Raw genomic sequence first — 21,792 nt, 5'->3', positions numbered from 1 at the left:
CCCGTGAGCAGTCCGTGACCGGTCGCACGGCCGGGTGTGGCAAGCGCCTCATCATGCGCGTCCCACAGGAGCTCCCAGGATCGCTCCGGTACCGTGGGGGCCACGCCGACCGGTCGCGCTGCGTCGCGCCGGGTGAGATGTGGTCCGTCGGCCGAGCAGGCTCGGAAGCGGACCGGAACGGGAGAAACTGCATGAATGCTGACCTCGTGGTCGTCGGATCGGGCCTGTTCGGGCTCACCGTCGCCGAGCGCGCTGCGGATGAGCTGGGCCTGAAGGTCGTCATCCTGGACCGCCGCTCGCACATCGGAGGCAACGCCTACTCCGAGAAGGAGCAGCGCACCGGGATCGAGGTGCACCGCTACGGCGCTCACCTCTTCCACACCTCGAACGAGCGCGTGTGGGAGTACGTGAACCGGTTCACCACGTTCACGGACTACGTGCACAAGGTGTACACGCGCCACAACGGCGAGGTGTTCCCCATGCCGATCAATCTCGGCACGATCAACCAGTTCTTCCGCTCGGCCTACTCACCGGGCGAGGCAAGGGAGCTGATCCGCGAGCAGGCCGGCGAGCTGGCGGGCACCGACCCGCAGAACCTCAACGACAAGGGCATCCAGCTGATCGGACGCCCCCTCTACGAGGCGTTCATCAAGCACTACACGGCCAAGCAGTGGCAGACCGCCCCCGAGGACCTGCCCGCAGAGATCATCAAGCGGCTGCCCGTGCGCTACACGTACGACAACCGCTACTTCAACGACACCCACGAGGGGCTGCCGACCGACGGCTACACCGCCTGGCTCGAGCGCATGGCGGATCATCCGAACATCGAGGTCCGGCTGGACACCGACTTCTTCGACGACTCGCACGAGTTCTCGAAGTCAAAGGTCGTCGGCCAGGTCCCCGTGATCTACACCGGCCCGGTGGACCGCTACTTCGACTTCGTCGAGGGCGATCTGTCCTGGCGCACGATCGATCTGGAGGAGGAGGTCCTGGAGATCGAGGACTTCCAGGGCACCTCCGTCATGAACTACCCGGACGCCGACGTCCCCTTCACCCGCATCCACGAGTTCCGCCACTTCCACCCGGAGCGGGACTACACCAAGGACGCGACCGTGATCATGCGCGAGTTCTCGCGCTTCGCCGAGAAGGGCGATGAGCCCTACTACCCGGTCAACACCACGGTGGACCGCGAGAAGCTGCTCGCCTACCGAGACCTGGCCGCCGGCGAGTCCTCGGTCCTGTTCGGAGGGCGGCTGGGCACCTACAAGTACCTGGACATGCACATGGCCATCGGGTCGGCGCTGTCCATGGTGGACAACAAGATCGCCCCCCACTTCCGGGGCGGGGATCGGATCACGAGCGGAGGCATCGACGCGTGAGCGAGCAGAACGGCAGCACCGGCGCCGAGCAGGACGCCCAGGGCTTCCTGGGCCGGATCACCAACGCGCCGTCGTCGTCGCAGGGCTCCCTGCGCGAGGTGGCCCGGGTGGTCCTGCCCGAGGCCAAGGACCTCGACGCGCTCCCCCTGTACGTCGACGGGCCGCTGAGGAAGGAGCGCTCCTCCGGCTCGTCAGACGAGGTCGCCGAGCACCCGGATGACATCCTGAGCCGGCGCTCCATGCGCATCCGCTCGGGGCGCCGCGTCTCCTTCGGCTCGTACTTCAATGCGTTCCCGGCCTCGTACTGGCGCCGCTGGACGGTCGCCGAGAAGGTCGTGCTGTCCGTGGCCACCACCGGCGCCGGCTCCCTGATCGTCTACCGCTCGAACGCCCGCGGCATCTCCCAGCGCGTGGAGAACGTGCGGCTGCCCGGCGGCTCGCAGACCAGCGAGTTCGACCTCACCCTGGCGCCGTTCGGCGACGGCGGCTGGTACTGGTTCGACCTGATCGCCGATGAGGAGGGCATGGTCCTCGACTCGGCCGCCTGGTCGGTTCCGGACACGGCCCCCCAGGGGACCGTGACCCTGGGCGTCACGACGTTCAACCGCCCGGACTACTGCGTGAACACGATCCGCACGATCGCGGAGGCCGACGGCTTCGACGACGTCCTGGACGAGCTGATCATCGTGGACCAGGGCAACAGGCTCGTGGAGGACGAGGACGACTTCGCCGAGGCCGAGAAGGCTATGGGCGGGAAGCTGCGCATGATCCGCCAGGGCAATCTGGGCGGCTCGGGCGGCTTCTCCCGCAACATGTACGAGGTCGTGCAGGGACGCGCGGACGGCTCGGCCTCCGACTACGTCCTGATCCTCGACGACGACATCCTCCTGGAGACCGAGGGCGTCCTGCGCGCCGTCGCCTTCGCGGACTTCTGCCGCACTCCCACGATCGTGGGCGGGCACATGTTCGACATGTACAACCGCCCGGTGCTCAACGGCTACGCCGAGGTCGTCGACCGCTACCGCTTCCTGTGGGGCCCGATCGAGCATCTGGGCGGCATCGACTTCTCGGAGGCGGGCCTGCGCTCGCGACCGAACCTGCACCGCCGCTGGGACGCCGACTACAACGGCTGGTGGATGTGCCTGATCCCGCGCAAGGTGCTGCAGGACGTCGGGCTGTCGCTGCCGGTGTTCATCAAGTGGGACGACTCCGAGTACTCGCTGCGCGCCGCCGAGGCCGGGTACCCGACCGTCTCCCTGCCCGGGGCGGCCGTGTGGCACGTGTCCTGGATGGACAAGGACGACGCCGTCGACTGGCAGGCCTACTTCCACGAGCGCAACCGCCTGATCGCGGCCCTGCTGCACTCGCCGTTCCCGCGCGGCGGGCGCATGGTGCGCGAGTCCCTGGCCGTGGACACCAAGCACACGGTCTCCATGCAGTACTACGCCGCAACGTGCGTGCTGATGGCCATCGAGGACGTCCTGCGCGGCCCCGAGGGCCTGCACGGGATGATCGGCACCAGGATGCCGGAGATCCGCTCCCTGAAGTCCGAGTTCTCGGACGCCCAGTTCAGCCAGGACCAGGGCGCGTTCCCGGCGGCCAAGCGGCGTCGTCCGCCCAAGCGCCTAGGCCTGCCCAAGCCGCCGGCCTACTGGCAGCTGCCGCCGTGGGCGGTCAAGACCCTGCTCAAGCAGACGGTCCTGCCGGTGCGCGAGCTGGCGCAGAGCCATCCCGAGGAGTGGGTCGCCCACCAGGACGGCAAGTGGTACCACCTGGCCACCCTGGACTCGGCCGTGGTCTCCAATGCCGACGGCACCGGTGCGGCCTGGCACAAGCGCGACCCCAAGGCGGTGCGCGAGCTCACCGCCCGCAGCGCCAAGCTGCACGCCGAGCTGCTCTCGCGCTGGGACTCGCTGTCCGAGCAGTACCGCGCGGCTCTGGGCGAGATCACCTCGCCCGAGGCGTGGGCGAAGACCTTCGAGGACAACCCGCCGGTGGACGTCCAGCGCTGATCCGCGGCGCATGACCGATCCACCACGATGACGGGCGCAGCGGCGCACCCAGCCGCTGCGCCCGGCGTCGTCGTGATCCCAGCGCACGGCCGGCCCAGCGCCGCAGTGCGCGCACTGACGCAAGGAGCAAGGATGAGCACGACAGCGCCGGAGCTGATGACACCCGGCAAGGGACGCGGACTGCTGGACGTCTTCCGGAACCGCTATCTGCTGAGGCTGCTGGTCGACAAGGAGATCCAGGTCCGATATCGCGGGACCGTGCTGGGCCTGGTGTGGTCCTATCTCAAGCCAGCCGTGCAGTTCTTCGTCTACTACATCGCGATGGGCATCTTCCTGGAGCTCGAGAAGGGCCTGGAGAACTTCGCGATCTACCTGTTCTCCGGGATCGTGCTGATGAATCTCTTCGGGGAGGTCTTCGGCAATGCCTCGCGGTCCATGACGGACAACGGCGGGCTGCTGAAGAAGATCTACCTGCCGCGGCAGCTCTTCCCGGTGGCCAATCTCTTCGTGGCCCTGGTGCACTTCCTGCCGCAGCTGCTGATCCTGCTCATCGCATGTCTGGCCGCAGGATGGCACCCGGGGCCCAAGCAGTTCCTGTCCATGATCGCCGGATTCTTCATCGTCGCGATCTTCGCCCTGGGCCTGGGACTGATCTTCGCCACGCTCAACGTCTTCTTCCGCGATGCGGAGAACTTCGTGGACCTGATCCTCATGGTCTCCACGTGGGCGTCCCCGGTGCTCTACCCCTTCACCATGGTCGAGGACAAGCTGCCGCAGTGGGTGTACTACATCTACTTCGCCAACCCGCTGACCGTGGCCGTCGAGCTGTTCCACTACGGGTTCTGGTTCGCCTCAGTGGAGCTCGAGCAGCCGCGCTGGCACGTGGCCGATCACCTGATGACGTTCTGGACCCCGTTCGCCCTGCTGGTGTCCGTGGCTGCCGTGCTCGTCGGCGATCGCATCTTCCGCCGCTACGAGGGCAACTTCGCCCAGGAGCTCTGATCCCCATGACCGCTCTTCCCTTCAAGAAGCCCGGTGCCGTCTTCACCGAGGACTCCGTGGCCATCCGCGTGGATCACGTGGTCAAGTGGTTCACCCTGCGCCACACGCGCTCCATCAAGGAAGCCGTGCTGTGGATCCTGCGCGGGCGCAAGAACGACCTCTCGGACAAGTTCAAGGCCCTCGACGACATCACCTTCGACATCCACGACGGTGAGACCGTGGCGCTGCTGGGATTCAACGGCTCGGGCAAGTCGACGTCGCTGAAGATGATCTCCGGGGTCATGCACCCCGATTCCGGCAGCGTGGGCACCCGTCGCAAGGTGGCCGGCCTGATCGAGGTCGGCGCCGGATTCCACCCGGATCTGTCGGGGCGCGACAACGTCTATCTCAACGGCGCGATCCTGGGTATGGACAAGGAGGAGATCGACTCCAAGTTCGACGAGATCGTGGCCTTCTCCGAGATCGGCGAGTTCATCGACACGCAGGTGAAGTTCTACTCCTCGGGCATGTACCTGCGCCTGGCCTTCGCGGTGGCGATCCACACCGACCCGGAGGTCTTCCTGGTCGACGAGATCCTCTCCGTGGGCGATGAGCCCTTCCAGAAGAAGTGCATCCGGCGCATCAAGGACCTGGTGCGCCGCGGCAAGACCCTCGTGGTCGTCTCCCACGACCTGGACCTGATCATGGACATCTGCGAACGCGGCATCGTGCTCGAGCACGGGAAGATCGTCTACGACGGCTCCTCCGTGGGCGCGGTGGCCATGCTGCGCGATCGCCCCGTCGAGGAGGTCCAGCGGGAGCAGAACGAACGCGTGGAGCGCCGCCTGCACTGGAAGCGCGTGGACCGGGAGAAGGCGGCCGAGGAGGCCGCCGAGCGCGGGGAGGCCTACGTGCCCGAGTACGACCCCGAGCTCGATGACCCCGCAGATCTGGACGACCCCTCGAAGGTGCGCCGGACCAAGGGCCTGTGAGGAACGAGGGTCGTGCAGGCGCACTGAAGGGGGCCGGTCATCCGACCGGCCCCCTTCATCGTCTCTTGAGGTCGAGCCTCAGGCCCCTGTGATGAGACCCGGGTGCAGCTCGTCGACCGTGGCCACCCCCAGCAGGTGCATGGTCACGCGCATCTCCTGCTCAAGCAGCTCGAGCGCGCGCTCCGCGCCCCCCTGCCCGCCAGCCATGAGCCCGTAGAGATAAGCGCGGCCGATCAGCGTGAAGTCCGTCCCCAGTGCCAGGGCGATGATCGCGTCCGTGCCGGAAAGGATGCCCGAGTCGTAGATGATCTCCGCGTCCGGGCCGAGGGCCTCGCGGATGCGCGGCAGCGCACGCAGCGGCTGGATCACGCGGTCGAGCTGGCGGCCGCCGTGGCTGGAGATCACGACGCCGTCGGCGCCGGCGGCCACGGCCCGCTGGGCGTCCTCGACGCCGAGCACGCCCTTGAGGAAGAGCTTCCCCGGCCAGACCGAGCAGATCCACTCGAGATCCTCGAAGTCCAGGGTCGGCTCGAACATCGAGTTGATGACCTCGGGAAGGGAGGCGCCGCTGCCGGAGAGCGAGGCGAAGCTCAGGGGGTCCGTGCTCAGGAAGTTCAGCCACCATTCCGGGCGGTAGGAGGCATCCAGCACGGTGGACAGGCGCAGCTTAGGCGGGATGGTCATGCCGTTGCGGGTGTCGCGCAGGCGGAGTCCGGCCACGGGGGTGTCGGCAGTGACCAGCAGGGTGTCGTAGCCGGTCTCCCAGGCGCGGCGCACCAGCTCCCCGGAGGCGCGGCGGTCCTTCCAGAGGTAGAGCTGGAACCAGCGCCGTCCCTCGCCGGAGACCTCGGCGACCTGCTCCACCGAGCGGGTGCCCATGGTCGAGAGGCTGAACGGGATGTCGAAGAGCCTCGCGGCGGCCGCCCCGGCGGGACCCGCGGGCGGTCTGCTCGGACAGGGCGGCGCCGTCGACGTAGTCGAAGGCCGCCTTGGGCGTACGGCGCTGTGCGATGCACCGGAGGTCGCCGATGTCGGCGGCGCGCTGCAGCCGGTGCGCCCGATCCGGCAGGTCGGGGCGCTCGAAGGACAGCAGCGGTCGCAGCTCGGACCAGCGCGGGACCTGGCGGGAGAGGCGGGTGCGGTTCATGTCAGTGGGCTCCTGTGGTCTGGGAGCAGCGAGATGAGGCAGGCGGCGCTGACGGCGACGGCACCGGCCAGCACGCGTCCGCCGGCCAGGTCGATGATCCACACGAGCGCTGCAGGCGTCAGCCCGGCCACGATCGCGCCGTTGACCTCTCGGGCGATCGCGATCCCGCTGCAGCGCTCGGCGGCGGGGAACAGCTGCGCCAGGAAGGCGCCTTGGGAGCCCGAGGCGAGGGCGATGACCAGTCCGTAGCCGCCGGCGATGGCCACGGCGGCCACGACGGCGCTGCCGCTGGAGAGCCCGAGCAGCAGGGGGGAAGGCGTAGGCGGCGCCGATGGCGCAGCCGAGTCCGAGGATCCTGGCGGCGCCGAGGCGGTCGGTGGCCGCGCCTCCGAACGGCGTGGCCACGACGCCGACGAGGCTGCCGAGCGTCACTGCCAGCAGCGCCGGGGTGCGCTCCAGGCCCACCTGCGGGGAGGTCATCAGGGAGATGGCGAACACGGCCATGGCGTAGTTGAGGCAGTTGTGCCCGGTCATGGCCAGGAAGCCGATCAGCAGCTCGCGCGGGCTGCGGCGCAGCAGTTCCATGACGGGCAGCTTGGTGCGCCCCTGCCCCGCGTCCTCGACGGCGGCGCGGTACTCCGGGGTCTCCTCCAGGTTGCGGCTGATGAAGATCGCCAGCAGGAACAGCACAGCCGAGATCAGGAACGTAAGCCGCCAGGCCCAGCCGAGCAGGGCCTGATCGCCCAGGCTGGCTGCGGCCAGGAAGGCGGCGGTGGCCAGGGCGATGCCGGCCGGGGGAGTGGACAGCACGAGAGAGGTGCAGAGCCCCTTGCGCTTCGACCATGCCGGCGACACGAGCAACGCGTTCCACCGATCGGTCGGAGCATGGCCCGGTCCTCCACGGTCCACCTGCCCGTGGCGCCTGTCGCCGCAGCGGCGGCGGGCACCTCGGTGGACGGCGTGATTCCTCCTCGCTTAAGCTCGACGAGAGCCGGGCCGCGGGCGACGGGCATCCACATGACCGTGGCACTTCCGCGACCGGGCCATCCCCAACTGGAGGAGATCGTCATGGCAAGCACCAACCGCGCCGTCGTGTTCCAGAACGTCAAGGACATGCGCGTCGAGACCCTCGACTTCCCGAAGCTCGAGATGCCGAACGGCAAGAGCGCCCCGCACGGAGTCATCCTCAAGATCGTCGCCACCAACATCTGCGGCTCCGACCTGCATATCTACCGCGGTTCCTTCCCCGTCCCCCAGGGCATGGTGATGGGGCACGAGATGACCGGCGAGGTCGTCGAGGTCGGCTCCGACGTCGAGTTCCTCTCCGAGGGCGACCTGGTCTCGGTCCCCTTCAACGTCGCCTGCGGCCGATGCCGCAACTGCCGCGCCCGCCACACCGAGGCGTGCGAGACCGTGAACCCCGACGTGTCCTGCGGCGCCTACGGGTTCAACCTGGGTGATTTCCAGGGCGGACAGGCGGAGTACCTGTTCGTCCCCTACGCCGACTTCCAGCTGCTCCGCTTCCCGGACAAGGACCAGGCCATGGAGAAGATCCGTGACCTCGCCCTGCTCTCGGACATCCTGCCCACGGCGTTCCACGGCCTCATGGAGGCCGGGGCGAAGCCCGGCTCGACCGTCTACATCGCCGGCGCCGGACCTGTGGGACGCTGCGGCGCCGCGGCGGCCCGTCTCCTGGGCGCTTCCTGCATCATCGTCGGTGACTACCATCAGGACCGGCTGGACCTGATGAAGAACAACGGCTGCGAGACCATCGACCTGAACCAGGACGTGCCGCTGACCGATCAGATCGAGGCCATCCTCGGCGAACCCATGGTGGACTGCGCCGTCGACTACGTCGGCAACGAAGCCCACGGGATCGGCCGCGAGGCCGAGGACATGAGCCCGGCCCACGCCATCAACCAGGTCATGGACGCCACCCGCGCAGGCGGTGCCACCGGCATCGTCGGCGTCTACGGCCCCGACCCGCTGGCCTCCTCCAAGGCCGAGCAGGAGGGCACCTACCCGCTCGACTTCGGCAAGGCGTGGATCAAGTCGCCTCGGATCTCCGGCGGCCAGGCCCCGATCATGCACTACAACCGTGAGCTGATGATGTCGATCCTGTGGGACCGCATGCCCTACCTCAGCGACATGCTCAACACCAAGGTCATCAGCCTCGACGAGGCCCCCGAGGCCTACGCGAAGTTCGACACCGGTGTCTCGGAGAAGTTCATCATCGACCCGCATGGCATGATCCCCGCCTGATTCAGGGATGTCATGCACCCGGCCCGCGATCGTCGCTCCTGCGGCGGTCGCGGGCCGGCTCTGTGCACGGATCCGTCGCCGATCCCGGCCTGGACGATGCCCGGGCGCGGGCCTGGCGCCGGTGGGGCCGGCATGCCGGAGCTCAGCGGCGGTGACGAGTGCGCAGGGGCGTGATCGGGGGAGACGGGGCAGGTCGCTGCGACGCTCCTGACGCCCCTCACCTCCCGCTCCGGATCGCCTCGCGAGGCGAGGGGGGGGGGCGACCACTGGTGCCAGGGCCGCCGGCGCGGGCACGTCGCGGAGGGACCGGTGGTCACCCGGCACCGGTCCTGGCGGGGAGCTCCAGCGGGGGTGTCACGCGGACGAGTGCCGGAGTCCGCAGCTGTCGATCGAGCCGTTGCGGGAGTCCGGCGTATGCGCTCCATGAGAGAAACCATCGCCTGGATCGAGCGGACCTCCGACCGGCGCCGATGCCGGGCACGTCCTGCGGGGAGGAGGGTCACGTGGCGCTCTGCGCCACGCGGGGATCGTCTGCGGCATCAGTCCACCGCATCCGGTGGGAGGGGACAGGGTCCGGGCGTGCCGTCACCTGCCCACTCACTACGGGATGCGGTGGGCGGTGGTCACCGGATGGCGGAGCGGATGGCGGCGGCCGCGGCGGCGACGTCCGATGCGCTGTAGATGGCGCTGCCCGCGACGGCCACGTCTGCTCCCGCCTGCTGGACGGCCTCGACAGAGTCCGCACTGACGCCGCCGGCGACGGAGAACGGGACCTCGGCGGCCTTGCCGGCGGAGAGCAGGGCGTCGAGGCTGTAGCCGTCCTCCGCCTGCTCGTCGAGGCCGGCGTGCATCTCCACGAAGACGGCGCCGAGGGCGACGACCTCTCGGGCCCGTGCGGCCTTGTCGGACACGCCGATCAGATCGACGACGACGCCCTTGCCGTGCTTGGTCGCTGCGGCGACCGCTCCGGCGATCGTGCTGTCACCGGCGACGCCGAGCACGGTGACCAGATCGGCTCCGGCGGAGAAGGCGATGTCAGCTTCCAGCTCGCCGGCATCCATGGTCTTGAGATCGGCGAAGACGGTCTTGTCGGGGTGGGCGGCCTTGACCGCCGTGATCGCCGCGAGGCCCTCGCTCTTGATCAGAGGGGTGCCGAGCTCGAGGATGTCGACGTAAGGGGCGGCCTTCGCGGCCAGGTCGAGGGCGGACTCGGTGGTCAGGGTGTCCATGGCGAACTGCAGTCGCATGTCAGGGTGTCTCTTTCTCGTGGTGGTGTCGATGATGGAACGGGGAAGAAAGGTCATTCGAGGTTGGCATGACGGGGCCAGAGCGCATCCGCACTCTGTCCGCTCTTCTGCCACAGGACGTCGAAGAGAGCGTCGCCGACGAGGACGAGGAGCTGCTCGAAGAGGCTGCCGGCGTACTGGGCCGACTGCTGCTCGGACCGGTCTGTCTTCGTCGCCGCACGGATGACCAGGACGGCGTGGGACAGCTGAGCAAGCGGTGACTCGGGGTCGGTCGTGATCCCGATGACGCGGGCACCGACGGATCGCGCCGTCTCAGCCGCGCTCACCACCCCCGAGGTCGTGCCGGAACCGCTGGCGGTCAGGAGCAGATCGCCCTCTCCGATCGCCGGGGTCGTCGTCTCACCGACGACGTGGACCTCCAGTCCGAGGTGCATGAGGCGCATGGCCGTCATCCGCAGCGCGAGCCCGGAGCGTCCAGCGCCGTGGACGAAGACCCGCCGGGCGTCCGCTGCCAGCTCGACGGCGGCCGCGAGCGCGGGCGCGTCGGGAAGGGCAGCTGCCCCCTCGATCTCGTTGACGATCCGCGTCAGCGAATCCTGAATGCCTCGTTCTTCCATGTCGACCATCTTGGGCCGGTCCGCGGCGGTCCACTGCTGCCCGATGAGCGGGGCGCCCCGTTCGATCGGGTAGGTCTCCCAGGTCGGGCTAGAGTAGCGGGGTGAGCGACCTCCCGACCCCGCTGGAACGTGCCCGCTCCCTGTCGCGGGACCGTGCCCTGACCGAGCAGGCCGATCAGCATGCGATCACCCTCGAATCGATCCTCGCCGTGCTCCGCTCCGGCCGACTCGCGGATGCTGCCGCGCGCAGGGAGGCCACGGAGATCGCCTCCTCCGCACTCATCCGTGCTCGTTCGGTCCATGCGCAGCAGGAGAGCGTGCTCGAGCCGGTGGCCGAGGCATTCTCGCGCCTGCGCACCGAACTGCGTCCTCTGATCCGCTCCGGGCCACTGCAGGTCCAGTTCGCCGAGCCTCCTGCGCGAGGACGGGCGCTGCCGGGCCCGGTCGCTCGGGAAGCCCGCGCCATCTCCCGCACAGCAGTGCTCTCGCTCATGGACCGCGCGGACGCTGCACGCGCCCGGATCGGCTGGGACTGCGATGGCCGCAACCTGCTGATGGAGGTCCGTGACGACGGGGGAACCGCGGTGACGGCGGACGACGACACACTGCGTCCGATCGTGGAGCGGGTGGTGGCGCTCGACGGAACCATGGACGTGGAGACGACCCCGGGCTGGGGGACGACGCTGCGGATCGAGATCCCGCTGGACCCACCCAGCGCAGCGCTCACCGTGGAGGGCGCCGAGGAGCTCACCGATCGCGAGAAGCAGGTGCTGCGCCTGGTCGCGACCGGGATCTCGAACCAGCGCATCGGCGATCAGCTCGGGATCACGGCGAACACCGTGAAGTACCACGTGGCCAACTTGCTGCGGAAATACGGCGCCCGCACGCGCGCCGAGCTCGCAAGCATCGCCCACTCCGATGATGCGCACCATCCGAGCTCCCGGACTCGATAGCGGGCCTCGGTCCGGACGGTGACTGCGGTGCCCCGACCTGGCGCCCGGCGCGGAAGATCCCACCATCACCGGTCGGCCGGCACTGCGAGCGGTGGCGTACCCGCAGCATGGGCGTGGGTCCGGGCTGTCGAGCGATGGTGACCACCAGCGGACATGGTGCGCATCCTTCTGGGCCGCCCATCGGCCACGCCAGATCAGATGTCACCTCTCCGTGCGGCAGTGCCCTGCGTGGAACGGGTTCCTCGCCGGCATGGTCGCCCGCGACCTCGCCGGGGAGCGCATGGTGACATCGGATGCGCATGCGGGGGGGGGTCACGGCGATCGCCGCGCATCTGCCCGGGGCGGCCCGGCGGCGGAGTCGCACCCACTGCGTCGTGAACCTCATGGCCGTGACCTCGAAGAGCTGGTGGCCGGCGGTGAAGGCGATGCCGCACGGTGTCCATGACCAGCCCGACGCGAGAGCGGTGAACGCGCAGCTGTGACTGATACGCTCCGGCACCGCCCGCGTCCCACCGTGTTCTGGGTTCGCGGATCGGCCTCAGGCCTTCGCCGCCTGGGTGCGGCTCCCGCGACGGCTGGATTCCAACATCTCGGTCAGTGAGCGCGCGTCATAGCTGCCCATCATCCGACAACCATCGACGAAGAACGTCGGGGTCATCTTGGCGCCGCTCGCCTCCGCGCTCGCGATGTCCCGCTGCACCCTCTCAGCAACCTCGTCGCTGTCGAGATCCTCGATGAACGCCTCGACATCGAGGCCCAGCTCAGCCGCGTAGCCGATGAGATCCTCCCTCTCCAGCGCGTGCTGCCGAGTGAAGACGAAGTCGAGCCACCGCCAGAACATCTCCTGCTTCGCGGCCGCCTCGGCGGCCCGTGCGGCGAGGGGGCCGTGAGGATGGTGAGGCAGATGCCGCACGACATAGCGCAGATCGTCACCGAAGCGCCCGTGCAGGTCTTCCCATGACCCAGTGGCGTGCGCGCAGAACTCGCACTCGAAGTCCACGAACTCCACGAGGGTGAGCCGGGCGTCCTCCGGTCCGCGGATGTGATCCACCTCGGGGTCCACCGGAGAGTCGAGCGTCATCGGGAGATCCGCCGTCTCCTCTCCCCACCGACGGGCCGCGACCTTGAAGATCGACCAGCCCAGAACAGTAGCGAGCACCATCGCCACGAGCACGCCCAGCGTCGCCTGGCGCCCCAGATCAGAAGAGGAGTCGAAAGCGAGGCTGATGACCAGCAGCGACACGGTGAAACCGATGCCCGAAAGTGCTGCCCCGCCGAACACGCTGCCCATTCCGACTCCCTCCGGCAGTCGGCCTGCGCCCATCCGAACGGCGAGGAGCGTCGCGATCCCGATTCCGAGGAGCTTGCCGAGCACGAGCCCCGCGATGACGCCCCACGTCACAGGCGAGCCCAGCGAGTCTGCCACCACCCCGCCGCCCAGGTCGACCCCGGCATTGGCCAGAGCGAAGATCGGCACGACCAGCAACGCCGTGGGGAGACGGAGGTGATCGTGCAACCGCTCGTTGACCGACACGCCCTTGGACAGCCCCCGTCCGACGGCACGCGCCGAGGAAGCGCTCGGGGATTGCCAGAAGTCGCGGAACAGTTGCCGGGCGGCGACCACCTCGTGCCGTTGCGTCGGGTAGGCGGGGATCAGAAGGCCGGCGATCATGCCCGTCAGCGAGGCGTGGATGCCGGAGGACAGAGTCGCCAGCCACAGCACGATGACGATCCCCACATACGGAGCAGCACTCCACTGCCGGGAACGGCCCAGCAACCACAGGGCGACGAGGCAGCCGAGAGCGACCAGCAGCGGGACGGGCCGGATCTCCTCGCTGTAGAACACCCCGATGATCGACACCGCAAGGAAGTCGTCGACCACCGTGAGAGTCAGAAGGAAGACGCGAAGCTGCCCGGAAAGCCGGGGGCCGACGATCGCGAGAGCACCGAGCATGAACGCCGTGTCCGTTCCGACGACCGCCCCCCACCCGCGAAGCCCCTCGCCACCGGACGCTCCGACGACCAGGACATACACCAGCGCGGGCAACGCCACGCCCGCGACACCGGCGATCGCTGCCAGGCGCGCGCGACTGCTGTCCCGCAGGGCCCCATACGCAAACTCCTGGCGCACCTCGAGACCCACGACGAAGAAGAACACGACCATGAGCCCGTCGTTGATCCAGTGGTGCAGATCCAGGTGCAACCCGAACGGGCCGACGTCGATCCCTACGTTCTGGTGCCACAACTCGAAGTAGGAAGAGGACAGCGGCGAGTTCGCCCAGAGGAGGGCGAAGGCCGTGACAATGATGAGCAGCACGGCCGATCCCGACTCCGTGCGGAGTCTTCCGACCATGCCCCGGGGGGATGAGTTTGAGTGAGACACGGCTACATTCTGCCTGTACATGCTGGCTAGCGGTGCAGCGGGACGGTGAGGATGGCACGCAACGTCAGCGCTCGAGGAGCCGTCGAGAGGGACTGCCGCACGATCAGGTCAGGTCAAGATGACCTGACCTGATCATGCGGCAGTCCCTCCTCACCTGACGTGCCACTCAGGGTTCCCCGAGATGACGACACACGATCGACATCCCGCCCTGTCCCATCGCGAGAGGCCGATTCTTCCCGTCCGTCACTATGACCGAGTGCCGCGCGTCAGACTTAGTGGCAGGGCCGTTATGTAGGTCCTGAAGGAGAGTCAGACATGGGTAGACCACCCTCGATTCCGGCGGAGAAGAAGACCCGGATAGTGCTGAGCGTGCTGGCCGGCGAGATGTCCATCGCCGAAGCGGCACGCAAGGAGAAAGTCAGTGAGCAGTCCATCGGACGGTGGAAGGCCGAGTTCCTGGAAGCCGGCAAGACCGCCCTGGTGGCCGGCAGGTCCGGACCATCCTCCCGAGAGGAACAGCTGGAGGCCGAGGTCGCCGAGCTGACCCAGGCCTTGGGCGAGGCACACCTGGAAGCCAGGGTGTGGAAGAAGTCCGCGGAGGGCCGGCTGGGCCCTTCGAGGACCTCGAGGTGATCCGCGTGGAAGCGGGCATGTCGACCGCGAGGTTCTGCCAGCTCTTCGACATGCCCGAGCGGACCTGGCGCCGCTGGCAGGCCAAGGCCCGCACCGGGACGGCGGTGAAGGGACCGTGGCCGCAACCGGGACGGCAGGCCGCCAGGGAACTGGTGGTCAAGCACGCGCTGGCCCATCCGGCGTGGGGGCATCGGAAGATCTGGGCAATGGTCCGCCACGACGGGCATGTGGTTTCCGAGGCGACCGTGCTGCGAATCCTGCGCGACGAGGGGCTGATTCTGCCCGCGCAGTACCAACGGGAGCGACGGAAGCTGGCCGAGCGGCGCAAGGCCGCGTTCGCCACCGAGCCCTCAGGCCCGAACCAAGTCTGGCAGCTGGACTTCAGCGAGTTCGAGACCACCACCGGAGGGACCTGGCGGCTGGCCGGGTGCCGGGACTACTGGTCCAAGTACGAGCACCCCTTCCACGTTTCGCCCACCGGGAACCAGCACGACGCGATCGACGCGATCGAGTTGGCCCTGGCCGACTACGAGGCCATGTTCGGTCACCCGCTGGTCGAGGCCTGCCCGGTCGATCCCGAGACCGGTGAGCTGTTGCCCGTGGTGACCATCGTGACGGACAACGGCGGGCCGTTCCGGTCCTTCCGCTTCGAGTCCTTCATCGCCGCCCACCCCGAGCTACACCACGTGCGCACCCGAGTGAAGACCCCGGGGCAGAACGGGTCCCGTGAACGCGGCTTCGGCACGCTGAAGTACGAACGGCTCTACCTGGACGAGATTGACGACGCGATCGTGCTCGCCGAGCGGGCCGAGGACTACCGGATCGAGTACAACGAGCTCCGGCCCCACGAGGCCGTCTCATGGAACCGGCCCAAGGAGGTGCACCTGGGCCTGGCCGACCCCACCACCCCGACATTCAAAACCAAGGAAATCCTGCCAACTACTTGACGCGGGACACGAGCGTCTCTCCACCGCTCCAACGCCCTTGCAGTGAATCTTCGACCGGTCGCGGGGAAGGTCGCAGCATGCGAGGAAGCAAAAGGGTCGGCAGCGACGTCGAAGGGAGGGCCCCTGAGAGGATCAGCGGATGCGTTGAGCGGGTCAAAACTGCACGAATGATCATTCTGCGTCGCTACTTTGCGGTCACTTCCCGGCTTGCCCGGGGGTGTTCCCCCAGGTCGGAGAAGTGTTATCCACACCCTGGACCAAGGTCCATGTACCGCCTGCACCCTGAGCTCTAGATTCCTCGGCAATCGGGGTTGTCGAGCGGATGGGGGTCCGTGATGGCTGCAGTGCTGCAGGGGCAGACGCGCCCACGGGGCGTGTCTGCGGTGCGTGGGCGTCGTCGAGCCGGACAGGTCGAGGAGTCGCAGCTCAGCTCACGGGTGATCGCCGAGGTCCGCGAGCAGGTGCGTCGTCGGGGTCTGGATCCGTTCGATGCGCCCACCGAGGTGGCCTCGATCGTCGACGCCGTCCTGAATGAGCACGATCAGATCTCGGCGCGCACGGGCTCCGCGTCGTTCGAGGACCTGGAGGAGGTCCGCCATCGGATCCTGGACGCTGTCGCCGGCTTCGGGGTGCTGCAGCCGCTGCTCGACGACGACTCGATCGAGGAAGTGTGGATCAACGGCCCCGATGAGGTGTTCGTGGCCCGCAGCGGAGAGTCCGAGCTGACGGGGCTGCACGTGGAGCCGGAGGAGGTCCGGCAACTGGTGGAGCGGATGCTGCGACGCTCCGGCCGACGCCTGGATCTCAGCTCGCCGTTCGTGGACGCCTCCCTTCCCGACGGCTCGCGCCTGCACGTGGTCATTCCGGATGTCACCCGTGAGCACTGGTCGGTGAACATCCGCAAGTTCGTGGTGGCGGCACGACGGATCGCGGACATGGTCCGACTGGGCTCCATGAGCCCGGAGGCGGGGACGTTCCTCTCGGAGGCCACGCGGGCGGGGCTGAACATCCTGGTCTCCGGAGCCACGCAGGCGGGCAAGACCACCATGCTCAACTGCCTGTGCGCGCAGATCGACCCGCGGCAGCGCGTGGTCACGGTCGAGGAGATCTTCGAGCTGCAGATCCCGCTGCGCGACGTGGTCGGGATGCAGTGCCGGCAGGCGAACCTCGAGGGCACTGGCGAGATCCCCATGCGCCGGCTCGTGAAGGAGGCACTTCGGATGCGACCTGATCGGCTGATCGTGGGGGAGGTCCGCGAGGCCGAGTCCCTGGACATGCTCATCGCGCTGAACGCCGGCCTCCCGGGGATGGCCAGCCTGCATGCGAATTCCGCGAGGGACGCCGTCACCAAGATCTGCACGCTGCCGCTGCTCGCGGGGGAGAACATCTCCTCGGCGTTCGTGGTGCCCACCGTGGCCGCGTGCTTCGATCTGGTGGTCCACTGCCGTCGTCGCCCCGACGGGCACCGAGAGGTGGAGGAGATCCTAGCCGTCGGCACCCGGGTCGAGAACGGGATCATCGAGACGTCGACTCTGTTCCATCGGGTCGGCGGCGATCTGGTCGCAGCCGGTGCCGAGGTTCCGGCCCCGGGGAAGTTCGCTCTTGCGGGCATCTCCACCGAGCAGGTGCGCGAGTGCCTGGGCCGCAGCCGTGACGACGGGTCGGGACGATGATCACCGGTGTCCTGCTCGGGCTGCTGCTCGGGGCCGGACTGTGCCTGATCTGGTGGTCGTTCTGGACCCAGGTCACGCCGCGTGCGCAGCGACGGCGTCGTGAGGGACTTCTGCGCCGGCGCCTGGATCGTGCCGGGATGCATGCGGTGCGCCCCGGCTCGTTCGTGCTGCTGTCCGTCGTCGTGGCGGCCCTGGCCGCGGTGATCGTGTGGGCCGTGTCCGGGGGTGCGGTGTTCGGCCTGTGCGCGGGCATCGTGTCGCTGTTCGTCCCGTGGTCCCTGCTGGGGCGGCGCATGCGCCGTCGCTCGCACCAGCTGCGCACCGTGTGGCCGGACGTGGTGGACATGCTGCGCTCGGCGATCCGCGCGGGGCTCTCGCTGCCCGAGGCCCTGGCCCAGCTGCAGCACCGGGGCCCGGAGATCGTGCAGCCGGCCTTCGAGCGCTTCGCCGGCGACTACCGGGCCACTGGGCAGTTCCTCCCGGCGCTGGACGCCCTCAAGGAGGAGCTCGCCGATCCGGTGGCCGACAACATCATCGAATCCCTGCGCGTCACCCGGGAGGTGGGCGGCACGGACCTGGGTCGGCTGCTCGGCACGCTCTCCGAGTTCCTGCGCGAGAACTCGCGGACCCGCAGCGAGCTGGAGGCCCGGCAGTCGTGGACGGTCAATGCGGCACGGCTGTCCGTGGCCGCGCCCTGGCTCATCCTGCTGCTCATGGCCAGCCAGCCGGCGGCCGTGAGCGCCTATGACAGCCCGGCTGGCGCGGTCGTGCTGCTCGGCGGTCTGGCGATCTCCGCGATCGCCTATCGCCTCATGCTGCGCCTCGGTGCTCTGCCCGAACCGGAGCGGGTGCTCCGATGAGCCTGCCTTTCGCCATCCCGCTGATCATCGGCACCGTGCTGGGGCTCGGGCTGTGGCTGATGCTCGTGCCCGCGCCGTCCAGCTCCCGTCGTCGCTTCACGCGTCGAGTGGTGATGCAGATGCGCGCCACGGATCCAGCGGTGCGCCATGCCGAACACGTGCGCACCCGCGACCAGCGCGGACTGCTGGCCATCGGCATGGCACTGGCCTCTCCGGTGGGACTGGGGCTGGGGCGGCGCCTCGGCGGGGATGCCCAGCGTCAGCTCCTGCGCAGGCTGGAGCGCGAGGGGGCGGGCCGCAGCCTCGCCGACTACCGGACGGAGCAGGTCCTCTGCGCCTTGGCCGGTGCGGTCATCGGCGGCGTCTGGGGCGCGGCGGCTGTCCTGCGACTCGGTGCGCCGGGGCCTGCGGTCCTGCTGCTGCTCATCGGCGGTGCGCTCAGCGGGGCCTGGGCCCGCAGCTGGTGGCTCGGGAACCGGATCTCCGGCCGCGAGACCCGCATGCTCGCCGAGTTCCCCGCGATAGCCGAGCTTCTGGCACTGTCCGTCGGCGCAGGCGAGTCCACCCTGGGCGCCCTCGAGCGCGTGAGCCGGATCGCCGATGGAGTGCTGGCAGAGCAGTTCCGCTCCGTGCTCGATCGCACCCGCTCCGGTATCCCGCTGACCGAGTCGCTGCAGGAGTTCGCCGACCGGGTCGAGGTCACGCACATCTCCCGCTTCGTCGCGGGCATCGCCGTGGCCATGGAGCGCGGCACGCCGCTCGCCGAGGTCCTGCGCTCACAGGCCCAGGACGTCCGCGACCAGGACAAGCGCGAGCTCATGGAGATGGCCGGGCGCAAGGAGATCGCCATGATGGTGCCCCTCGTGTTCATGGTGCTCCCGCTGTCCGTGCTCTTCGCGGTGTTCCCCGGCATCGCCATCCTCCAGCTCGATCTGTGATGACTTCCCATCCGCGTCACCCTCTCCCGAAAGGCAGCACCATGAACCGCGAGCACTCCTCCCTTCCCGACGCCGTCACCGATGTCCCCGCTGCGGCTGTCCATGCGCACAGACCAGTTGAGCCGGCGGCTCTCCGGCCGCTCGATGATCCCGACCGCGGGGACGTCCCCGGCTGGGTCATGCTGACCCTGATGTCGGCGGTGCTGGTGGCCGGACTCCTGCTGATCGCACAGCCTGCCCTGGAGGGCCTGTTCAATGACGCCATCTCCCGGGTGACCGGTGGCTGAGCCTGCGACTCGCGGCCCGCAGAGGGAGGGGGACGACGGCTCCGTGGTCGCCGAGTGGGCCATGGTCGCCGGGCTCAGCGCGATCCTCTTCGCTCTCACGCTGCAGCTCGTCTTCGCCCTGCACGTGCGCAACGTGCTGATCGATGCGGCCTCGCACGGGGCGCGCTACGGCACGCTGGCGGACCGCGGTCCCGCCGATGCGCAGGAGCGCACGCGCGAGCTGATCACCGGCTCGGTGGGCGCGCGATTCGCCGGCGATGTCACCGCGGTGCCCGCCGAGGTGCAGGGAACTCCCACGCTCGAGATCCGAGTGGTCGCGCCGCTGCCGATCGTCGGCCCCTTCGGGCCACCCGGGGCGATCGAGGTGAGCGGCCATGCCGTCGACTGGTCCTGAGGCTGCAAGCTCCGGGCGCGAGGACGACGAGGGCTCGGCCGTCGTCGAGTTCCTGCTCGTGGGTGTGGTCCTGCTGGTTCCGATCCTGATCTTCGTGGGCGTCCTGGCCCAGGCGCAGGCCGCGGCCTTCGCCGCCGTGGCGGCTGCCCAGCAGGGCTCGCAGGTGCTGGCCTCCCAGCCTGCCGGTGAAGTCTCGACGGGGCAGGTCCAGTCCGCCGCGGCGCTTCCGGCTGCGGATCAGGGCTTCGACGACGGCGAGATCGAGGTCTCGGTGACCTGCTCCGACGGGACGTGCGAGGAGGCCGGTGCCACGGCCACGGTCACTGCCGTGGCCACCGTGCGACTGCCCCGGATTCCGTTCGTGGGCATGGCCGAGATCGTCCAGATGGAGCACTCCTCGACAGTCGTGGTCGGGCGGTACTCATGAGGCCAGAGGAGATGCAGCCGGACCACCCAGGGCAGGAGGACGACGGACAGATCTCGATCCTGGTGATCGGGATGATGCTCATCCTGCTGATGGCGGTGATCGTGGTGATGGCGGTGACCTCCGTGCAGCTGGCCGAGCGGAAGCTGCAGGTGCACGCCGACCACGCCGCGCTCGCGGCCGCCGACACCTTCACCGAGCTGCAGGGCACCGAGGGAGCGGGATCGGCCCCCACCGCGGTGCTCGATGACGCCTCCGTCTCCGGTGCAGCGACGTCCTACCTGGTGACGGTCGATGCCGAGCATGACCTGGACAGCCTTGCGGTCGGATCGGGAACGGGCTCCGCCGACGGTCGCACCGCCCGGGTGCATCTGACCGCGGTGGCTCGCCCGCCGGTGGTCGCGTGGTTCATCCCGGCAGGCGTCCCCGTCGAAGCCAGCGGGGAGGCCAGGGCGGAGTTCAGCCGGTGAATGGGGGAACACGCAGGTGTGGAGCCGGACGAACGCCAGCAGGACAGCAAAGCGTGACGCCAGAGCACGACTGCTTCGCAGGACGGTGCTAAACTGCCACCATCATGATCAGCCCGTTGCCGAAAGGCGCGGGCTGATTTTCTTCCTGGGAGAGGGCCCATGGTCGCTTATGACAAGCCATGGCTGTCGGTCGAGGACCAGATCAGTCGCCTCAGGTCGCATGGTCTGGTGATCGACGACGACGCCCGTGCGGCTCAGGTCCTCTCGTCCATCGGCTACTACAGACTCACTGGGTATCTGTACCCGTTCCGAGTCTCGGAGCCGTTCGACGACGAGACCGGCAGGCGTCGGATCCGAGTCCTCAGCGACTTTCGACCCGGTACGCACCTGACCCACGCCGAAGAGATCATCGTCTTCGACCGTCACCTGAGGATGCTCGCCCTCGATGGGCTGGAACGGGTGGAGGTCGCCTTTCGTATGCGTACGGGATATGTCCTCGGACGGAGGTCTCCTTTCGCTCATGAGGATCCGACCAACTTCACATCGTCATTCACCAGTGAGCTGGCAGAAGACGGGAGTCGCTCGACGAGCAAGCATGAGCAATGGGTCACGCGGGTCAGGGAGCGCCAGCAGAAGTCTGATGAGCAATTCGTTCAGCACTTCCACGATGCCTACGACGGTCGCATGCCGATCTGGGCCCTGACAGAGATCATGGAGCTCGGCCACCTGTCGACCTTGTACCGGGGTCTCAATCAGGCCGATGCGGAAGAGATCGCGCATGCTTTCGGAGTGCCGACGAAGAAGCTGATGACGAGCTGGCTGGGCAGCCTCAACTACGTGCGGAACGTGTCGGCTCACCACGCCCGGCTGTTCAACCGCAAGCTGCAGAACGCTCCGGGCCGCCCTGGGATCGGGCAGATTCCCGTGCTGGACCACCTCCGCGAATCGGAGGATGCCAATCGTGTCTTCGGGACGTACAGCGTCTTGGCGGTCATCGCCTATCTGCTCTCTGTCATCGATCCCTACTCCGACTGGGCAGAAAGGCTGGCTGACCTGCTGCAGAGCTTTCCGGCTTCTGACTGTCTGAGCGTCGAATCGCTCGGCGCCCCTCAGGCGTGGGAATCGCTGGACCTCTGGCGATCCTGATGGCATTCGACCTCGGCAGATCCATCGCTCAGAGTTGTTCGTGCACG

General features: G+C 68.5%; 21 protein-coding genes and 2 pseudogenes. 17 read left to right on the top strand and 6 right to left on the bottom strand.

Annotation, left to right across the window (positions count from 1 at the left end; genetic code table 11):
- The first annotated feature begins 191 nt into the window (after nt 1–191).
- The 4 genes from glf (at nt 192) to RF645_RS03045 (ending at nt 5,364) form a co-directional block, all read left to right on the top strand.
- On the top strand, nt 192–1,379 hold the full coding sequence (glf, locus tag RF645_RS03060; protein WP_137801647.1) for a UDP-galactopyranose mutase: 1,188 nt from the start codon (nt 192–194) through the stop codon (nt 1,377–1,379).
- Nucleotides 1,376–3,391 (top strand): glycosyltransferase, encoded by a 2,016-nt coding sequence (locus tag RF645_RS03055; protein ID WP_368818568.1) that lies wholly within the window; start codon nt 1,376–1,378, stop codon nt 3,389–3,391. Before glf ends, RF645_RS03055 begins: the two co-directional genes overlap by 4 nt.
- Nucleotides 3,392–3,523: 132 nt before the next feature.
- Nucleotides 3,524–4,393 carry an ABC transporter permease gene (locus RF645_RS03050; protein WP_368818567.1) on the top strand — a complete coding sequence of 290 codons (870 nt, stop codon included), beginning with the start codon at nt 3,524–3,526 and terminating at the stop codon, nt 4,391–4,393.
- Nucleotides 4,394–4,398: 5 nt separating this feature from the next.
- A complete protein-coding gene (locus tag RF645_RS03045) occupies nt 4,399–5,364 on the top strand; it encodes an ABC transporter ATP-binding protein (RefSeq protein WP_171004063.1) in 966 nt (321 codons plus the stop codon).
- Between the two features lie 78 nt (nt 5,365–5,442).
- On the opposite strand, the gene RF645_RS03040 is transcribed toward RF645_RS03045, so the two are convergent.
- The 3 genes and pseudogenes from RF645_RS03040 to RF645_RS03030 form a co-directional block, all read right to left on the bottom strand.
- Entirely contained in the window at nt 5,443–6,243 is an 801-nt protein-coding gene (locus RF645_RS03040) for an alpha-hydroxy acid oxidase (RefSeq protein ID WP_368818566.1), read from the bottom strand.
- 264 nt (nt 6,244–6,507) lie between these two features.
- Complete coding sequence (locus tag RF645_RS03035) at nt 6,508–6,786, bottom strand: hypothetical protein (RefSeq protein ID WP_368818678.1); 279 nt, start codon at nt 6,784–6,786, stop codon at nt 6,508–6,510.
- Between the two features lie 97 nt (nt 6,787–6,883).
- A pseudogene (locus RF645_RS03030) lies at nt 6,884–7,321 on the bottom strand (MFS transporter); the annotation flags it as partial.
- A 258-nt stretch (nt 7,322–7,579) separates the two neighbouring features.
- On the opposite strand from RF645_RS03030, the gene RF645_RS03025 reads away from it, so the two are divergent.
- A complete protein-coding gene (locus RF645_RS03025) occupies nt 7,580–8,773 on the top strand; it encodes an alcohol dehydrogenase catalytic domain-containing protein (protein ID WP_368818565.1) in 1,194 nt (397 codons plus the stop codon).
- A gap of 623 nt (nt 8,774–9,396) precedes the next feature.
- Here RF645_RS03025 and hxlA read toward each other — a convergent pair.
- Complete coding sequence (gene hxlA, locus RF645_RS03020; RefSeq protein WP_024290845.1) at nt 9,397–10,020, bottom strand: 3-hexulose-6-phosphate synthase; 624 nt, start codon at nt 10,018–10,020, stop codon at nt 9,397–9,399.
- 53 nt (nt 10,021–10,073) lie between these two features.
- The gene (gene hxlB / locus RF645_RS03015; protein WP_368818564.1) at nt 10,074–10,646 is read right to left on the bottom strand and encodes a 6-phospho-3-hexuloisomerase; all 573 of its coding nucleotides are present in this window, start codon (nt 10,644–10,646) and stop codon (nt 10,074–10,076) included.
- 92 nt (nt 10,647–10,738) lie between these two features.
- Here hxlB and RF645_RS03010 point away from each other — a divergent pair, with 92 nt between their 5' ends.
- Nucleotides 10,739–11,590, top strand: a complete 852-nt coding sequence (locus RF645_RS03010) for a LuxR C-terminal-related transcriptional regulator (protein WP_058871302.1) — start codon at nt 10,739–10,741, stop codon at nt 11,588–11,590.
- 226 nt (nt 11,591–11,816) lie between these two features.
- Nucleotides 11,817–12,066 (top strand): annotated as a pseudogene (locus RF645_RS03005) (transposase); the annotation flags it as partial.
- Between the two features lie 62 nt (nt 12,067–12,128).
- On the opposite strand, the gene nhaA reads toward RF645_RS03005, so the two are convergent.
- Nucleotides 12,129–13,943: a Na+/H+ antiporter NhaA gene (gene nhaA, locus RF645_RS03000; protein ID WP_368818563.1), complete on the bottom strand. Its 1,815-nt coding sequence runs from the start codon at nt 13,941–13,943 to the stop codon at nt 12,129–12,131.
- A 345-nt stretch (nt 13,944–14,288) separates the two neighbouring features.
- Here nhaA and RF645_RS02995 point away from each other — a divergent pair, with 345 nt between their 5' ends.
- The 10 genes from RF645_RS02995 (at nt 14,289) to RF645_RS02950 (ending at nt 21,745) form a co-directional block, all read left to right on the top strand.
- Nucleotides 14,289–14,606, top strand: a complete 318-nt coding sequence (locus RF645_RS02995) for a helix-turn-helix domain-containing protein (protein WP_010080477.1) — start codon at nt 14,289–14,291, stop codon at nt 14,604–14,606.
- Nucleotides 14,603–15,553, top strand: coding sequence for an IS3 family transposase (locus RF645_RS02990; RefSeq protein ID WP_058870809.1), 951 nt, complete (start codon nt 14,603–14,605; stop codon nt 15,551–15,553). The genes RF645_RS02995 and RF645_RS02990 overlap by 4 nt, the downstream gene beginning before the upstream one ends.
- Nucleotides 15,554–15,990: 437 nt before the next feature.
- Entirely contained in the window at nt 15,991–17,226 is a 1,236-nt protein-coding gene (locus RF645_RS02985) for a CpaF family protein (protein WP_204783288.1), read from the top strand.
- Nucleotides 17,223–18,086, top strand: a complete 864-nt coding sequence (locus RF645_RS02980; RefSeq protein WP_006215282.1) for a type II secretion system F family protein — start codon at nt 17,223–17,225, stop codon at nt 18,084–18,086. The genes RF645_RS02985 and RF645_RS02980 overlap by 4 nt, the downstream gene beginning before the upstream one ends.
- Nucleotides 18,083–19,024, top strand: a complete 942-nt coding sequence (locus RF645_RS02975; protein WP_024290840.1) for a type II secretion system F family protein — start codon at nt 18,083–18,085, stop codon at nt 19,022–19,024. The genes RF645_RS02980 and RF645_RS02975 overlap by 4 nt, the downstream gene beginning before the upstream one ends.
- A gap of 41 nt (nt 19,025–19,065) precedes the next feature.
- Nucleotides 19,066–19,311 carry a hypothetical protein gene (locus RF645_RS02970; protein ID WP_006215278.1) on the top strand — a complete coding sequence of 82 codons (246 nt, stop codon included), beginning with the start codon at nt 19,066–19,068 and terminating at the stop codon, nt 19,309–19,311.
- A 61-nt stretch (nt 19,312–19,372) separates the two neighbouring features.
- Nucleotides 19,373–19,705, top strand: a complete 333-nt coding sequence (locus tag RF645_RS02965) for a pilus assembly protein (RefSeq protein WP_368818676.1) — start codon at nt 19,373–19,375, stop codon at nt 19,703–19,705.
- Nucleotides 19,686–20,132: a hypothetical protein gene (locus RF645_RS02960; RefSeq protein ID WP_006215276.1), complete on the top strand. Its 447-nt coding sequence runs from the start codon at nt 19,686–19,688 to the stop codon at nt 20,130–20,132. The genes RF645_RS02965 and RF645_RS02960 overlap by 20 nt, the downstream gene beginning before the upstream one ends.
- A gap of 11 nt (nt 20,133–20,143) precedes the next feature.
- Nucleotides 20,144–20,599 carry a pilus assembly protein TadG-related protein gene (locus RF645_RS02955; protein ID WP_006215275.1) on the top strand — a complete coding sequence of 152 codons (456 nt, stop codon included), beginning with the start codon at nt 20,144–20,146 and terminating at the stop codon, nt 20,597–20,599.
- A gap of 159 nt (nt 20,600–20,758) precedes the next feature.
- Entirely contained in the window at nt 20,759–21,745 is a 987-nt protein-coding gene (locus RF645_RS02950; RefSeq protein ID WP_368818562.1) for an Abi family protein, read from the top strand.
- The last annotated feature ends 47 nt before the right edge of the window (nt 21,746–21,792 follow it).

This window comes from Kocuria sp. CPCC 205260 (assembly GCF_040981045.1).
In the GTDB taxonomy this organism is placed as follows: Bacteria; Actinomycetota; Actinomycetes; order Actinomycetales; family Micrococcaceae; genus Kocuria; species Kocuria palustris.
The sequence above is the reverse complement of the archived record's forward strand: the minus strand, read 5'-3'. Positions and strand labels throughout refer to the sequence as shown.

Coding starts and splice junctions, on each gene's coding strand:
- glf (WP_137801647.1), top strand. CDS start 192: ATGAATGCTGACCTCGTGGTCGTCGGATCGGGCCTGTTCGGGCTCACC.
- RF645_RS03050 (WP_368818567.1), top strand. CDS start 3,524: ATGAGCACGACAGCGCCGGAGCTGATGACACCCGGCAAGGGACGCGGA.
- RF645_RS03045 (WP_171004063.1), top strand. CDS start 4,399: ATGACCGCTCTTCCCTTCAAGAAGCCCGGTGCCGTCTTCACCGAGGAC.
- RF645_RS03040 (WP_368818566.1), bottom strand. CDS start 6,243: ATGGGCACCCGCTCGGTGGAGCAGGTCGCCGAGGTCTCCGGCGAGGGA.
- RF645_RS03025 (WP_368818565.1), top strand. CDS start 7,580: ATGGCAAGCACCAACCGCGCCGTCGTGTTCCAGAACGTCAAGGACATG.
- hxlA (WP_024290845.1), bottom strand. CDS start 10,020: ATGCGACTGCAGTTCGCCATGGACACCCTGACCACCGAGTCCGCCCTC.
- hxlB (WP_368818564.1), bottom strand. CDS start 10,646: ATGGTCGACATGGAAGAACGAGGCATTCAGGATTCGCTGACGCGGATC.
- nhaA (WP_368818563.1), bottom strand. CDS start 13,943: ATGGTCGGAAGACTCCGCACGGAGTCGGGATCGGCCGTGCTGCTCATC.
- RF645_RS02995 (WP_010080477.1), top strand. CDS start 14,289: ATGGGTAGACCACCCTCGATTCCGGCGGAGAAGAAGACCCGGATAGTG.
- RF645_RS02980 (WP_006215282.1), top strand. CDS start 17,223: ATGATCACCGGTGTCCTGCTCGGGCTGCTGCTCGGGGCCGGACTGTGC.
- RF645_RS02975 (WP_024290840.1), top strand. CDS start 18,083: ATGAGCCTGCCTTTCGCCATCCCGCTGATCATCGGCACCGTGCTGGGG.
- RF645_RS02970 (WP_006215278.1), top strand. CDS start 19,066: ATGAACCGCGAGCACTCCTCCCTTCCCGACGCCGTCACCGATGTCCCC.
- RF645_RS02965 (WP_368818676.1), top strand. CDS start 19,373: ATGGTCGCCGGGCTCAGCGCGATCCTCTTCGCTCTCACGCTGCAGCTC.
- RF645_RS02960 (WP_006215276.1), top strand. CDS start 19,686: ATGCCGTCGACTGGTCCTGAGGCTGCAAGCTCCGGGCGCGAGGACGAC.
- RF645_RS02955 (WP_006215275.1), top strand. CDS start 20,144: ATGCAGCCGGACCACCCAGGGCAGGAGGACGACGGACAGATCTCGATC.
- RF645_RS02950 (WP_368818562.1), top strand. CDS start 20,759: ATGGTCGCTTATGACAAGCCATGGCTGTCGGTCGAGGACCAGATCAGT.